General features: G+C 68.3%; 10 protein-coding genes. 7 read left to right on the top strand and 3 right to left on the bottom strand.

The genetic code is table 11. The features are described from left to right. Window positions 1-27 precede the first annotated feature (27 nt). Window positions 28-1,746, top strand: coding sequence for a PstS family phosphate ABC transporter substrate-binding protein (locus FFS08_RS20645; protein WP_212742055.1), 1,719 nt, complete (start codon window positions 28-30; stop codon window positions 1,744-1,746). 168 nt (window positions 1,747-1,914) lie between these two features. On the opposite strand, the gene FFS08_RS20640 is transcribed toward FFS08_RS20645, so the two are convergent. Both FFS08_RS20640 and FFS08_RS20635 read right to left on the bottom strand, forming a co-directional pair. Next, a complete protein-coding gene (locus FFS08_RS20640) occupies window positions 1,915-3,108 on the bottom strand; it encodes a DUF3089 domain-containing protein (protein ID WP_137864431.1) in 1,194 nt (397 codons plus the stop codon). Next, entirely contained in the window at window positions 3,109-5,430 is a 2,322-nt protein-coding gene (locus FFS08_RS20635; RefSeq protein ID WP_171012741.1) for a TonB-dependent receptor, read from the bottom strand. 265 nt (window positions 5,431-5,695) lie between these two features. Here FFS08_RS20635 and FFS08_RS20630 point away from each other — a divergent pair, with 265 nt between their 5' ends. The 6 genes from FFS08_RS20630 to FFS08_RS20605 all read left to right on the top strand — a co-directional run bounded on the left by FFS08_RS20630 (window position 5,696) and on the right by FFS08_RS20605 (window position 13,221). Continuing rightward, window positions 5,696-6,640 carry a helix-turn-helix transcriptional regulator gene (locus FFS08_RS20630; RefSeq protein ID WP_137864433.1) on the top strand — a complete coding sequence of 315 codons (945 nt, stop codon included), beginning with the start codon at window positions 5,696-5,698 and terminating at the stop codon, window positions 6,638-6,640. A gap of 94 nt (window positions 6,641-6,734) precedes the next feature. Continuing rightward, window positions 6,735-7,931 (top strand): amidohydrolase, encoded by a 1,197-nt coding sequence (locus tag FFS08_RS20625; protein ID WP_171012740.1) that lies wholly within the window; start codon window positions 6,735-6,737, stop codon window positions 7,929-7,931. Beyond that, window positions 7,928-9,514 carry a GMC family oxidoreductase gene (locus FFS08_RS20620; protein WP_137864434.1) on the top strand — a complete coding sequence of 529 codons (1,587 nt, stop codon included), beginning with the start codon at window positions 7,928-7,930 and terminating at the stop codon, window positions 9,512-9,514. Before FFS08_RS20625 ends, FFS08_RS20620 begins: the two co-directional genes overlap by 4 nt. Then, entirely contained in the window at window positions 9,511-10,974 is a 1,464-nt protein-coding gene (locus tag FFS08_RS20615; RefSeq protein ID WP_137864435.1) for an aldehyde dehydrogenase family protein, read from the top strand. The genes FFS08_RS20620 and FFS08_RS20615 overlap by 4 nt, the downstream gene beginning before the upstream one ends. After that, a complete protein-coding gene (locus FFS08_RS20610; RefSeq protein WP_137864436.1) occupies window positions 10,964-12,118 on the top strand; it encodes an MFS transporter in 1,155 nt (384 codons plus the stop codon). Before FFS08_RS20615 ends, FFS08_RS20610 begins: the two co-directional genes overlap by 11 nt. Further along, window positions 12,118-13,221 (top strand): DUF2817 domain-containing protein, encoded by a 1,104-nt coding sequence (locus FFS08_RS20605; RefSeq protein ID WP_137864437.1) that lies wholly within the window; start codon window positions 12,118-12,120, stop codon window positions 13,219-13,221. Before FFS08_RS20610 ends, FFS08_RS20605 begins: the two co-directional genes overlap by 1 nt. A gap of 155 nt (window positions 13,222-13,376) precedes the next feature. Here the strand turns inward: FFS08_RS20605 and FFS08_RS20600 are convergent, their stop codons facing one another. Beyond that, on the bottom strand, window positions 13,377-14,423 hold the full coding sequence (locus FFS08_RS20600) for a rod shape-determining protein (protein ID WP_502702064.1): 1,047 nt from the start codon (window positions 14,421-14,423) through the stop codon (window positions 13,377-13,379). Window positions 14,424-14,641: the final 218 nt, after the last annotated feature.

Below are 14,641 nucleotides of genomic sequence, written 5' to 3'. Positions count from 1 at the left end.
CCGGATTTGAGTTCGGGGATTTTCCGTTTGGCCTCCGTCAGCGGCAATCCGGCGGATGCCGGACCGACGCGCGCGCAACTATCCGCCGGACGCAGCAAAATGCCGCCGCCGCTCCTTGTTCGGGCCATCGAACCACGCCCGCAGAACCCTCCTGGCTCGATCTTGCATCCGTCGCGCGATCCTCGATGCATCGGCGGCTTCCGACATCCGCCGGATTGCCCGGAGCGCATGGCGAGGGGACAGTCTCGCACATCTGTTCGTGGAGCTATCATGCGCCCTTCCGCCCTGCCCGCTGCCCTCGCCATGTTCCTGGCTTCGCCGCCCGCCATGGCCGACGCCCAACCCGAATGCGCCGCCGATCAATTGCAGGATCGCATACCGAGCAGTCAGGGTGACGGCGCGATGGCACGGGCGATGGACGGGCTGCTCGCGCTTCACCGATCCCGGTATCCGCAAGCCGCAGCGCCGCTGCGCTGGTCGCACCGCTCCGACGCGACGGCGGCGGGAACGCTGATTTTCGAACTCGCCGACATGGCGCCGGTCGCGCGCGACTTCGCTCCTACCGAGGTCGCGCCCTATGATCACCAGTTCCGCGGCGACATGATGAAGCGGCCGCTGATGATCCGCATCGGGTCCGTCGGCGGCCGCCCCGCCTGGATCGCGGTAAACAAGCGCCCGGACTCGCCGCTTCCGGGCCGCGTGCATCGCTTCGTCGAACTTGCGCTGTCCATGGAAGGGCAACGCGCGATCGCGAATGCTCCGGGCTTTGCCGCGCTCGAGCCCGCGTTGATCGAAACCGAGCGCGCGAAGCTGCGCGGGTTCGCCGCGCCGCTCGATCCGGCCCTGGCGCCCTACCGGCCGGCACCTGGATTGTCGGGCAGCATCCGCAGCGTGGGCAGCGACGGGATGAAGGCACTGCTGGATAGCTGGATGTGCCGCTTCGAAATACTCCAGCCGGGAATGCGGCGCGGTGCGCGGTGGGAGCATTTCGGGACGCTCAACGGCTTTCACGCGCTGCTGGTCGGCGAAACCGACATCGCGCCGATGGGACGCGAGCTATGGCCGGCCGAACTCGCACAATGGCGTGCCGCCTTTGCCGAGGGGACCGGGCATCCGGTCGAGATTGCCGTGGCGCGTGGCGGCTTCAACACCCCGCAGCGCACGAGCGCCCAGGCGATCTTCGTCCATCCGTCAAACCCGCTTGGCAGCATCCGCCTCGATCAACTCCGCGCCATCCTCCGCGAGAATCCGACGATCACGCGCTGGGGCCAGTTGGGCCTGACGGGCGAATGGGCGGATCGGCCGATCACGATCCGCATTCCTCCGCGGATCGCTCCCAATGCGATGTCGATGCAGATCAAGGTGCTGGCTGGAAGCGCATGGAACCCCGCCGTCGTCGAGGCGCCGATCGCCGATACGGCCAAGGCCCTGACCGGCGACCCGGCTGCGATCGGTTTCGGCGGGCTGGAGGAAGGCGCCCCCGGGCTGCGGGCCCTGCCGGTCGCGGGCGCCGACGGCATTGCCGTCCCCCTTGATGCCGTCAACGCGTCAACTGGTCGCTATCCGCTGACCCGATACATGTACATCCGCCTGGCACCCGGCCGGATTGCACCGCAGGTCGCTGCGTTTCTCCGCTACATCCTCAGCCGCGAAGGCCAGGAACGGGTGCGCTACTCCGGCTATTTTCCGCTGACGGCAGCCAGGGCACGAGCGGAGCTCGCGAAACTGGAGAATGTCACGCGCTGAGTTGAGCCTGATCCGCGCGGCGTCGCCGTCAGGGCCGAACCGTATCGGACGCTGCCGCCAAGGCCCGAGGCACACGAAGCGACGGGGGCGAGCCCCAGGAACGCGTCGGAACCAGTAGGGCCGCTTGGCTCGTTTCAAGCAAGAACCTCCCCTCCGCTCCTCATCGCTTCAATTCATGATCGGGATCGCTTGCTCGGGTGATCGCGGGCCACCGGACCCGCGTTCACTGGCTTCCGCTGTCCAGGCCTGCACCCGCTCACGCGCATTGCGCCGGATCGCGGCATAGAAGATGCCGTAGTCGCCGAGATGATAGCTGCCGTAGATCAGGCTCAAGGAGTCACGGAAGCCGCTTGGCGCCGACCAGGCGATATCGACCTTCAACAGCCCCTCGTCGCACACCGCGCCGGTCAGATGCGGAGTCAGCGCAGCGAGGGTTCTGCCCGGTTCGCTGGCCTTGCCGGTGGGAAAGGGCAAGCTCCCGGGATTGTCGGTCGCGGGTGCGGCGCCCTCGCGGCGCCAGGTGAGCGGATTGACGCAGATCGCCGGCGGCTGCCCCGTGTTCTTCTCGCCGCCGCGCCACCAATAGGTCTTGTCCCGGATCAGCTGGAACGCCCCGGTGCGGCCCGACTGACTCGTGTTCCAGGAAAGGATGCAACCAACCTGCCGGGCACCATCGCAGACCGGGAGGCCGATCGTGCCGAAGTCGGACGGCGCGTAGGCGCCGATGACGTACGCGGCGACCAGCCGCGACTGGAGCGGTGTGCCCAGGATCTCCGCCTGAAGCAGCCGAACCGCGTGCATCGCACCCTGGCTGTGCGCGGCGATCAGGAACGGGCGGCCGCGATTCTCGTGCTCGATGAAATGGCGGAAGGCCTGCGCAACGTCGCCATAGGCCAGCGCCACCGCATCCCGGCTGCGATCCAGCGCACGCAGCGAAGCCTGGCGATAATGCGGCGCGAAGATGCGGCAGCAGCCGTTGAACACGCTGGCTTGGCCGAGCAGGACCGCGGGATCGAATTCGGACGCATGATCATAGGCGACGTTCCACACATTGCTTCGCTGATAGGTCGTCGGATGGATGAAGAAGACGTCGGCCGGCGCCTTCGCTTCGTCGATCGCCGTCATCCCCGGCGGCGTCGAGCGCTCGAGCCCGTTGTGCCCGGGAAAGGCCAGCCACGCGTCCGAATGAGCATAGTCGGGCGCAGGCGGGGCGCGGGCGGGATCGAAGGGCCCGGAGGGGGATTCGAAGATCGCGACCAGTGTCGCCGCCGGGCCGATGCCGAACACGCCCAGCAGGCCGAGCGCGCCCGTCCCCATGAAGGCAAGCAGCGCCGCCTTCTTCCAGACTCCCCGCCGCCGCACTCAGAATTGCCGACGAAGGCCGAGACCGACCGTCCTTGGCCGCAGCGTGACCGCGGCCTGCATCCCGCTGACGACATTGTGGTCGAGCAGCGGCCTCTCGTCCGTCAGGTTGTTGACATAGAGATCGACCTGCCACGTTCCGGTATCGACGGTCAGACCGAGATTGACGACGTCATAGGCGTGCTGCCGCTGCGTGGGATTGGGCGCGGACACCGGCCCCGCCGGGGTGACGACGGTGAAGCTGTTCTCGAACATCCTGAGGCTCGAGCTGCGATACTGATAGTCGGCGCGCGCCGTCGCAGTCATCCCGCCACCAAGCGCGACGCGATAGGCGATGTTGGCGTTGGCGATCCATTTCGGCGTGTCGAGCACCGGCTGCCCCACCGCGGCCGACACCCCGGGCGCGCTCTTGGAGATCTTGGCATCGGTATAGCTCGCCGCGGCGCCGAGCGTCAGGCCGCCGGTGGCAAGCTGAGCGCTCAGCTCGGCACCTTTGATTTCGGCGCCGCCGACATTGCCGCTGAACGAGAAGCCGCACCCGGGCAGGAAGACGTTTTGCTGAATGTTCTTCCAGTCGGTGTAGAACGCGGCGCCGTTCACGGTCAGGCGGCGGCCGAGGAACTGGTTCTTGCTGCCGATCTCGTAGGTCCACAGCCGATCCGACCTGAAGGCGACCGGCACCGCGCTGAGACCGAGATTGGTGAGGTCGGCCTGGCATAACCCGGGCGCCACTGCGAAGGGATTGCCGCCGCCGGGACGGAAACCCTTGGCCGCGCTGGCATAGACCAGATTGTCACGGGCGGCGCGATAGGCGAGCTCGATCTTGGGGTTGACTCCGCTTTCGCGCGTCTCGGCATTGCCTTGGGTGTTTCCGCCGTTGAGCACGCCGTTCCCGCGGGTGCCGATCGTCTGCTTGATGTTGAAATAGCGCAGCCCGGCGGTGGCTTCGAGGCGTGGCAGGATCTCATAGGTCAGCGCGGCGAAGGCGGCGTACTGCCGCAGCTTGCTCACGCTATTGCCGTGATAGACCGTGTCGGTGCCGAGCCCGAGCAGCGCGCCAACCCCGATCGAATTGACCGTCTGGTCGAGCTCGTCGCGCTGGTGCGCGTAGTAGAGCCCGGCAGTCCAACGCAGCCGCGCCGCGGGGTCGGCCGAAGCCGCGCGCAGCTCCTGGCTGAACGTCCGGGTGCTGCTGTTGGAAGCGTTGGGCGAATTGACGGCGAACAGCGGGGGAACCAGCGTCGCGATATAGAAGGAATAGTCGCGGTCGAACCGCACCGAGCGGTCGACATAGGCGGTGAGCGAAGTGACATCGACACTGCCGAACCGCTTGACGATGTCGAGCGAATAGACGCCGAGATCGTCATCGGTCGGCTGCTCGAGCCGGAACGAGCTCTGCAGCCCGGGCAGGTTGGTGAAGAAGGCGCCGGTGTTCTTCTGGCGATAGGCCTGGCGGAACAGCGATGGCGTGATGTCGAGCGTGGCGTCGGGCTGCCACAGCAGCGCTGCCTTGACCGCCAGGACATGGTCGGAATTCTGGTCCTCGACGGCGCGCGTGCTCAGCGATGGCCGCGCGAGCGGCGTCAGCGCGGCCGGCGGGGCCGTGGTGCTGGTGCGCACGTCGACGACGCTGCCGTTGGCGACATTGTCCACATAGCCGGCGTTGCGACGATAGAGCGCGCCGGCGCGCAGGGTGAATTGGTCGGACAGCGGCAGGTTGAGCACCCCCTCGCCATTGTAGGACAGGCCGCCATGCGCCGTGGTGGCGATCCCCGCCGCGGTGTCGAGCGTGGTCGCCCCCGGCTCGGGCGCGTGGCTGACATATTTGATCGCGCCGCCCATCGCACTGCCGCCATAGAGCGTGCCCTGTGGCCCCTTGAGGATCTCGACCCGGCTGAAATCGAAGAATACCGGATCGGCCGCGCCGCTGAAGGCATTGGTCGCGCCGAGCAGCGAGATGTCGTCGAGATAGATGCCGACCGTCGGGCTGGGCGACGTGGTGCTGACGCCGCGGATGCTGTAGCGGCTCTGGCCCAGCTCGGCACCGGAGAAGGACACGCCGGGCACCTTGCGCAGCACGTCCTTGAAGTCGCGGGCGTTGCCCTCGCGCAGGTCGGTTTCGGAGAAGGCGGAGATCGACATCGGCGCGTCCTGCAGGCGCTCGTTGCGCTTGCGGGCCGTCACCATGATCTCGGTCGCGGGCGCATCCTCTTCCGCCTGAGGCGATGCCGCGACCGGAGCTTGGATCTGAGCCAGGGCCGGCGCGGCGCTCGTCGCCAGCGCGAGTGCCGTCAGGGCGGTGCCGCAGAGATGATGTCGCATTCTAACCTGTCCTCCCACCCCATGCGGATGCCGCCGGCACCATGCGCCGCGCCTGATTGGGGGTCGCGCCGCCGTCATGGGAATTCAACGCACTCACTCATCCACGCCTTTCGACGCGACGTCATTATGCGCAGCTGCGGGTCGTTTATGCCGTGCGCAGAAAATCGACCGCAGCAGCGGCGGCGCGCCGGTGCGAGCGATTTGGCATGGACCGGCTTCCGTGCGAAGCTGGGTGTTCGCACATTGCTAGTCGGGGCAACATTCCATGGCGACAGCAGACCCGCACGGACCACGACAACAACACGGGAAGGTCCCGCTCTATGTGAACGGGCGCTACGAGCCGTTCCGTCACGACGACGCGATCAGCGGCGTGGTGATCGACGGCCGCGCACGCGGCCGGATCGACGAGCAGCTGGTCGGCGACGACCGCTTGACGTTCAAGGTGCAGCTGACCGGCGCCGGCGAATATCGGTTCAATGATGCGCCGACCGCGGACATCGCTGGCGAATGCCTCGTGATCGCGCACCAGCCGGCCGGCGTGGTCAAGCGCCAGATCATCCTCGACGATACCCAGGAGCGCTCGGTCACCCTGTTCTTCCCGCGCCTCGGCAACGGCCGCATCGCCGGTTTCGAGGACGAGGGGCCGGAGGTGCGCGAGGCCAGCGACTATCTGGCACAACGCCTGCTGTTCCAGCGCTACCGGCTCCCGCGCGCCGCCGCGCTGTGCGCCGCCGACATCCTCGATCCGCGCCGGTCGCCATGGACACAGGAGCGCTTCAGGCGCGCCAAGATCGACGAGCTGACCTGTCTGCTGCTCGATTTCTTCATCAGCCAGTTCAAGCGTGCCGACGACCACGGGCTGACCGAGCGCGAGGTGCGCCGGGTACGCCAGGTCCGCACGATCATCGCCGAGCATCTCGACCAGCCGCTCGGCATCGCCGAGCTGGCCCGTGCGGTCGGCACCAACCGCACGCGGCTCAACACTGCATTCCGCGCCTATTATGGCGAGACCATCGGCCAGACGCTGCAGAAGGAACGGATGGAAAGCGCGCGCATCCTGCTGGGCCAGGACACGCTGTCGATCAGCGAGATCGCCGAACGCTGCGGCTATGGCCATCTCAGCAACTTCTCGCTCGCCTACAAGGCCTATTTCGGGATGAGCCCGTCGATCGCGCGCGGTGCCGCCACGCAAATAGTGCACACGGCATAATCCGTCTGCCGCCGGCATAAGCATCGCGCCGGCTCAAGCGGCTAGGGTCGTGCCCTTCGTTCGTGTCAGCGGACGTCCGATCACTGGAGCCCCGATGAATCCGGCCATCACCCTGGATCGAGAGATCGTCCCGCTCGTCGCCGAGATGACGGCGTGGCGGCGGCGGTTTCACCAGCACCCCGAACTGGGGTTCGAGGAAGTCGAGACATCGGCCTTCGTCGCCGAGCGGCTGCGCGGCTGGGGCATCGAAACGCATGTCGGCCTCGGCGGTACCGGAGTGGTCGGCGTGATCTACGGTGACGGCGGGCCCGGCCCGGCAATCGGGCTGCGCGCCGACATGGATGCGCTCCCGATCGAGGAACAAGGGCAGGCGCCGTACCGTTCGGAGCGGCCTGGCCTGATGCACGCCTGCGGGCATGACGGCCATACCGCGATGCTGCTCGGCGCGGCATGCGTCCTCGCGAAGCAGCGCGATTTCGCCGGAACGGTCAACCTCATCTTCCAGCCTGCCGAGGAGGGCCTTGGCGGCGCGCGCACAATGATCGCCGACGGCCTGTTCGAGCGATTCCCCTGCGACACGGTGTTCGCGCTGCACAACGCGCCGCCGCTGCGGCTCGGCACCGCCGCGGTGCATTCGGGCCCGGCCTGCGCCGGCGCGGCACGGTTCGTCATCGCGGTGCGCGGGCATGGCGGCCATGCCGCGACCCCCTACCTCACCGCCAGCCCCGTATCGGCCGCGGCAGCGCTCGTCGCCCTGATCGAAGCCATCCCGGCCCGCCGGATCCCGGCCAGCGGCATGGCGGTGATGACAGTCGGCTCGATCAACGGCGGCGACGCGTTCAACGTGGTGCCCGACAGCGTCACCCTGACCGGCACCGCGCGCGCCTTCGCACCGGCGACGATGCAGGCGCTGGAAGCGGAGCTTCGCCGGTGCTGCACGGGGATCGAGGCGGCGCACGGCGTGGCCTGCGACGTGCGGTTCGAACTCCTCTTCCCGCCCACGGTCAACGACGCCCGCGAGGCCGGGGCCGCGGCCGGTGCGCTGGAAGCGATCCTCGGCGCCGATGCGGTGACCCGCGACATGCCGCCGGTCACCGGGTCGGAGGACTTCGCGTACATGCTCGAGCGGCTGCCCGGCGCCTATGTGCTGCTCGGCACGCGCGTCGCCGACGACACGCCGATGCTGCACAGCCCCGACTATGATTTCGAAGACCGGCTGCTGCCGATCGGGGCGAGCTTCTTCCTCAAGATGGTCGAACTCAAGCTCGGTGCGGGGTGCAGCGCGGCATGAGCGGCGGCGCCATCGAGACGTTCGACTATGTCGTGGTCGGCGCCGGCGCGAGCGGCTGTGCGGTCGCCGGACGGCTGGCGGCGATGCCCGGCGTCCGTGTCGCGGTGCTTGAAGCCGGGCGCGCCGGGCGGCTGCGGATCGAAACGATTCCCGCCGCGACGATTCACACCAACGGTCACCCCTTCTACGACTGGAAGCTGGTGTCGCAGCCCGATCCCACCCGGCTCGACCGGGTCGAGGATTGGCCGCGCGGGCTTGGGCCGGGCGGCAGCACGCGGATCAACGGGATGATCTTCGTGCGCGGCGCGCCCGGGGATTTCGACGCGTGGCGCGATCTCGGAGCGATCGGCTGGGGCTATCGCGACGTGCTGCCCTATTTCCGGCGGCTCGAGACGAGCACCGATGGCGAATCCCAAGTTCGCGGCGCCACCGGGCCGCTCCGCGTCTCTCCCCTGCCCCATGTCCATGCGCTCACGCCGCGTTTCATCGCGGCGGCGGCGGAAGCCGGGCTGCCGTTCAATCCCGACGTCAACGGCGAGCGGCAGGACGGCATCGGCTATGTGCAGAGTTCGGCGCGTAACGGCCGCCGGCACGACAGCTTCACTGCCTTCCTCAAGCCGGCGATCGCCAACGGCACGACGCGGATGCTTCAGGGTGCGCGGGCGCGGCGGGTGATCTTCGAGGATGGCCACGCAACCGGGGTCGAGTTCGAGCAGGACGGCATGGTCCGCACGGTCACCGCACGCCGCGGCGTGATCCTGTCGGGCGGGACGATCCACACGCCGCAACTGCTGATGCTGTCGGGCGTCGGCCCGGCCGCCCGGTTGCGCGAACTCGGCATCCCGGTGGTCGCCGATGCGCCCGAGGTCGGCCGAAACCTGATGGAACATGCCGGCATCTGGATGGGACTCAAGGTCAACGTCCCTACGCTCAACCAGCAGGTCAATCCCGCCGGGATGGCGCGCGCGATGCTGCAATGGCTGGTGGGCAAGGGGCCGGCCGCCAATCCCACCGCACAGGCGGTCGGCTTCGCCCGGACCCTGCCCGGCCTGCACTCGCCGGATGTCCAGATCCACCTCACCCCGTTCGGCCGCGTCGGGGGCGAGCTGGCACCTTTCCCGATGGTCAGCGTCGTCGCCAGCGTCAACCATCCGCAAAGCCGGGGCCGGATCGATCTGGCGAGCGGCGATCCCGCCGCCGCGCCGCTGATCTTTCCCAGGCTGCTCGATGCGCCAGAGGATGTGGCGGCGCTGCGGCGCGGGGTCGAGCTGTGCGGCCGGATCATCGATGCCCCGGCCTTCCGCGACTATGTCGTGGAACGGATCGGCTGGCCCGACCTCGATGCCGGAGATGCCGAGCACCAGATCCGCAGCGTCGCGGCACCAATCTATCACCCTGTCGGCACCTGCCGGATGGGATCCGACACCGCGTCGGTGGTCGATCCCGCGCTCAAGGTTCGCGGCGTTACGGGACTGTTCGTCGCCGATGCATCCATCATGCCCCGCCATATCAGCGGGAACACCCAGGCCGCCGCCATGATGATCGGCGACAAGGCCGCAGACCTGATCGGAACGCTTCCATGAATTCTCCGGCCGTCGCCCTCCCCGCATGGGATACCCCTTTGCCGGAGGCGCTGGGCCATGCCTGGATCCACGGCGAGACCCGGAAGTCCGGGGGAGAGCCGATCGCCAGCGTCAATCCGGCGACCGGTGACACCTGGGGCGGATTCGACGAAGGCGGCGAGGAGGCGGTGGACGCCGCCGTGGCCAGCGCGCGATCGGCGTTCCAACGCGAGTGGGGGCGGATCAGCGGCGGCGACCGCGCCGCGCTGCTGCTCGCCTGGGCCGCGCGCATCGCCGAAGAAGTCGAGCAGCTGGCCTGGCTGGAGACGCTCGAGGTCGGCCGGCCGATCGCCGACGCCCGATCGCTGGTCGCGCAGGGGCCGTTGCTGATCGGCTATTATGCCAGCCTGATCCCGGCACTCGACGCGCGCTCCGAGGGCGCGGTGCGGCGCCCACGCGGCGTGGTCGGGGCGATCACGCCGTGGAATTTCCCCACCGCCAACGTGCTGATCCGCGCGGTGCCGATCCTGGCGGCGGGCAACACGCTCGTGCTCAAGCCGTCGGAGCTGTCGCCGCGATCCGCGATCCTGCTCGCCCGGCTGGCGAGCGATGCGGGCCTGCCGCCGGGCGTTCTCAACATGGTCCCGGGCAGCGGACACGCCGCCGGAGCGGCGCTCGCGGCGCATCCGGGCATCGACATGCTCGCCTTCACCGGCTCGACCCGCACCGGCCAGGCGGTCATCCGGGCCTCGGCATCGCGGTCGATCAAGCCGGTGACGATGGAATGCGGCGGCAAGTCGCCCCAGCTGGTGCTGCCCGACATGATCGAGCAGCCCGAAATCTGGCCCGGCGTGTTCCACGCCGCCTTCTGGAACAGCGGGCAATGGTGCGCGGCGCGCACCCGGCTGCTGGTGCCGAAGGGTGGGCTCGACGCAGCGGTCGAGGGGCTTCGCGCAGCCGCGGCGGACTGGCCGGTCGGCGATCCGCGCGACACGGCGACACGGCTTGGGCCGCTCGCCAGCGGCCGACAATATGAGACGGTACAGGGCTATCGCGAGATCGCGCGGCGGACGGCGCAGGTCGTGCCATTGTCGGCCGTGCCCGGCGCAGACGGCTTCTACGCCGCGCCGGAGCTGGCGCTCGGCGCTCCGCAGGACGGGGCGCTGGTTCAGCAGGAGATTTTCGGCCCGTTGCTGGCGGTGCAGGAATATGGCGATCTGGACGAGGCCATCCGGCTGGCGGACGACAGCCCCTATGGCCTCGGCGCGACCATCTGGGGGGCGGACCGCGACGCCGCCGATCGCGTCGTCGCCGGCCTCTCCACGGGATCGGTCGACGTGATCGCCGCGCCCGCGGCCCGGCCGGGCCTGGCTTTCGGCACCCCGTTCGAACCGCGCAAGCAATCCGGCTTCGGGATTGAGGGCGGGCTTGCCGGCATCACCGCCTTCACCACACCACAGGCGATCAACCATGCAGGCTGATTTGCAACGGGAATCGCGGACGACGCTGGCCGCGCTGATCGTCATCGGCACCGGCGCGATGACCAGCGCCACCTTGAGCCCAGTGATGCTCGGCCTGTTCATCGACGAGCTTCGCCTCACCGCGTCGCAGGCCAGCCTCGCGCTCGCCGCGGAGAACGGCGCCTATGCGTTGGGATTGCTGCTCTTCTATCTGGTGCTGCACCGCGCACCGCGGCCAATGCTCGCCGCGATCGGCCTCGTGGTAATGATCGTTACCAGCCTGCTGACAGCCAGAGCGGGCGGCTTCGTGCCGCTGCTGGCGATCCGCGGTGCGTTCGGTCTGGCGATGGGGTTCACCGCGTCGACCGTGTTCGCCGCCTATGCCGGCCGCGCCGATCCGCAGCGCGTCTGGGCGATCGCGACCTTCGTCAACCTGACCTATGCCGCGGTGCTGTTGGCCCTGTCGGGGTGGATCGCCCAGAATTTCGGCCTCGCCGGCATCGTCGCCGTTCTGGCCGGGGTTGCGCTGATCGGCCTCGCCTGCACGCGGGCGATTCCACCGGCGCCGCCCGTGGCGCAGGAGGCGCGCAGCGCGCCGGCAGGAAGCGGCTGGACGCTCAACCGTCCCGCCATCTGCGGCGCGCTGGCGCTGCTCTGCCTCTATGCCGGCCACACCACGCTCTGGTCGTTCCAGGAGCGGATGGGATTGGCAGTTGGCCTCGACCGCAGCCAGGTGGGCGTGCTGCTCGGCATCTCGGTGCTGGGCGCGATCGCCGGCGCGATCCTGTCGATGACCGCCGGGCACCGCTTCGGCCAGCGCGGGCCCAATGCCCTCGCCTTCGCCGGCCTGATCGTCTCGGCGCTGCTGCTCGCGATACCGATGATGGCGGCCTATGTCGCGGGCGCGGTGATCGTGAAGACCGCCTGGTTCTTCGGGCTTCCCTTCATCCTCGGCGCGCTCGCGCGGCTCGACCGCAGCGGCCGGTGGAGCAGCATGGGCGCCGCCCTGCTCGCGCTGGGCTCGGCCATCGGTCCGGCGATCGGCGCGACCCTGGCCAGTCATGGCGCACACATGATCGGTTTCCTCGCGGCGGGCCTCTACCTGCTGAGCTTCCTGTTCACCCTGCCCCTGTTCGCCGCCGACCGGCGCGCGCCGGACCGCTGATGTTCGCCGAAAGCTACGCGCAAGCCCGTGACTCCTTTCGCGCGGCGGTGACGGCATTGGGCGGCCGCCTCGGATCCGTACCCGTTCCCGGCAAGGGCGCGCTGGGCGAGCTGCTGACGATCGACTGGGCGGTGATCGGCCCGGCCGGTGCGCCGAACACCCTGTTCTCGATCTCCGGCGTTCATGGCGCGGAGGGGCACGCCGGGTCCGCCGCGCAGCGAGCCTTTGCCGCAGCGCTCGATCCCGGCGATCTTGGCGATGATCGCAACATTCTGATGGTCCACGCGCTCAATCCCTGGGGGCTTTCGCACGGCCATCGCGTCGACGCCGACAATGTCGATCTCTCGCGCAATTTCGGCGATTTCGATGCCCCGCCAAGACCAAATCCCGACTATGCGCGAATTCACGACATCGTCTGCCCGGACCGATGGGACGACGGCCTGCCGGAACGAGTCGCGGCGCTGTTCCAGTCGCTCAGCCATGAGCTCGGCGCGGCGCGTGCACTGACCGCCTTTACCGGAGGGCAGCACAGCCATCCCGATGGCCTTGGTTTCGGCGGAGCCTGCCCTTCGCCATCGCGCCGAGTGTTCGAACGGATCATCGCGTCCGAACTCTCCGCCTGCCGCCGCATGGCCTATCTCGAATGGCACACCGGCTTCGGCGACTATGGTCGGCCGCTGGTCGTCGCGCTCGATGCGCCGGGCAGCGCAGCGCGGGCCCGGATGGCGGATTGGTGGGCCGATCAGCAACTGCAATCCGAGGACGACGCGTTCGAATCCGGCGAAACGCCGGATTGGTCCGGCCTGCTGCTGCCTGGCTTACGCAAGCTGGCTCCGCATATCGAGATCACCGGGGCGCCGATCGAGATCGGCACCGTCTCGAACTTCGAGGCATTCGAAGCCGTGATGATCGACCGCTGGCTAAGGCTGGGGATCGAATCCGACGATGCCGGTCTCCGCTCCCGGCTGCGGGCAAGACTGCGGGCGGCGTACGACCCGGCCGCCCCAGCCTGGCGCGATCGCGTGATCGAGATCGGCCGCTCGATGCACCTCGCAGCGCTGCAGGGGCTCAGCGCGTGGCAAGCGGAGGAGACGGCGTCCTAATATGCGGGGCCCGTCCCATGGCATATTGTCCGCGATCCTCGATTTCCCAGCCCAGCACTCCATCCGGTTGCGGGGCTAATCAAGCAGCGACCCGTGGGCCGAAGGGGCGCAAAGCCGTCAAATCCGGCTCCGTTCCGAGTTCCGGGCGAGGCATCTCAGCTGGCCGACATTGCCCCGCGATACATCGGATCCTCGAGCGCGCGTCCGGCGCCCGTCGCCACGCACATCAACGCATTCTCCGCGACCATGACCGGCAGTCCGGTCGCCTTCGACAAGACATCATCCAGATGCGAGAGCAGGCTGCCACCTCCGGTCATCACAATGCCCTGGTCATAGATGTCGGCGGCCAGCTCGGGTTCGGTCTTCTCCAGGGCGGTGTGCACCACCTCGACGATCTGGGCGGTAAGCTCCGCGAGCGCATGCGCGATCTCGGTCTGGTTGACTTCCACTTCCGAAGGCATCCCCTTGACCAGGTCTCTTCCCCTCACCTTCCGGATCAGGCCGATCCCGTCTTCCGGAACCTGGGCGGTGCCCATCTCGACCTTGATATGCTCGGCGGTGGCCTCCCCTATCATGAGATTGTGTTTGCGGCGGATGGACGAGGCGATCGCCTCGTCCATCCGGTCGCCGCCAACCCGGACGGAGGCGCTGTAGGCAAGGCCATTGAGTGAAAGGACGGCGACCTCGGTGGTCCCCCCGCCGATATCCACGACCATGGCACCGACCGGCTCGGTCACTGGCAAACCCGCACCGATGGCCGCGGCCATGGATTCCTCGATGAGATATACCTTGCCGGCACCCGCATTGGTGCCTGCTTGCTGGATCGCGCGCCGTTCGACCTGTGTCGCGCTGCTGGGGACACTGATGGCGACTTCGGGACGGCGGCCGAGCCGTCTCGCGCCACCGCGTACCTTGTCGATGAAATATTTGATCATCTGCTCCGCGACTTCCAGATCCGCGATCACGCCGTCGCGCATCGGCCGGATCGTACGGATGTTGTCGGGGGTCTTCCCTAGCATCAGTTTCGCTTCCGCACCGACCGCGCGCACGCGAGAAAGGCCGCTGATCGTTTCCATGGCAACGACCGAGGGCTCGTTGAGCACGATGCCACGATCCTTCAGGTAGATGACGGTGTTGACTGTGCCGAGGTCGATCGCGAGATCGTAGGAGCCACCCGGAATTAGACGAGGAAATCGCATCAAGTTCAATCTGTTGGCATAGCGTGCGCTCAGCAGGCTTGCGGGTAGCGGCATCGATTGCGCGGTGTCCGTGGGCTGGGCCCGCCCCCAGCCGGGGTCAAGCCAATAGCGGCTGAATGACCGGCCTGGGCGCCGATCCGAGCCGTTCCCCGAGCCATCTGAGCGGCGGCGAGGTCTTTGGCGGCGAGATCCTGTTGCGCGTTCGTGGGCGGCGGATTGCC

It is taken from the genome of Sphingomonas sp. 1F27F7B, from assembly GCF_005503355.1.
Taxonomy (GTDB): domain Bacteria; phylum Pseudomonadota; class Alphaproteobacteria; order Sphingomonadales; family Sphingomonadaceae; genus Sphingomonas.
Note: the sequence above shows the minus strand (reverse complement) of the source record. Positions and strands in the feature narration are given on the sequence as shown.

What these genes read in the sequence shown, in the direction of transcription:
- FFS08_RS20620 (WP_137864434.1), top strand. Translation starts at nt 7,928, where the DNA reads ATGAGCGGCGGCGCCATCGAGACGTTCGACTATGTCGTGGTCGGCGCC.
- FFS08_RS20615 (WP_137864435.1), top strand. Translation starts at nt 9,511, where the DNA reads ATGAATTCTCCGGCCGTCGCCCTCCCCGCATGGGATACCCCTTTGCCG.
- FFS08_RS20605 (WP_137864437.1), top strand. Translation starts at nt 12,118, where the DNA reads ATGTTCGCCGAAAGCTACGCGCAAGCCCGTGACTCCTTTCGCGCGGCG.
- FFS08_RS20630 (WP_137864433.1), top strand. Translation starts at nt 5,696, where the DNA reads ATGGCGACAGCAGACCCGCACGGACCACGACAACAACACGGGAAGGTC.
- FFS08_RS20610 (WP_137864436.1), top strand. Translation starts at nt 10,964, where the DNA reads ATGCAGGCTGATTTGCAACGGGAATCGCGGACGACGCTGGCCGCGCTG.
- FFS08_RS20635 (WP_171012741.1), bottom strand. Translation starts at nt 5,430, where the DNA reads ATGCGACATCATCTCTGCGGCACCGCCCTGACGGCACTCGCGCTGGCG.
- FFS08_RS20625 (WP_171012740.1), top strand. Translation starts at nt 6,735, where the DNA reads ATGAATCCGGCCATCACCCTGGATCGAGAGATCGTCCCGCTCGTCGCC.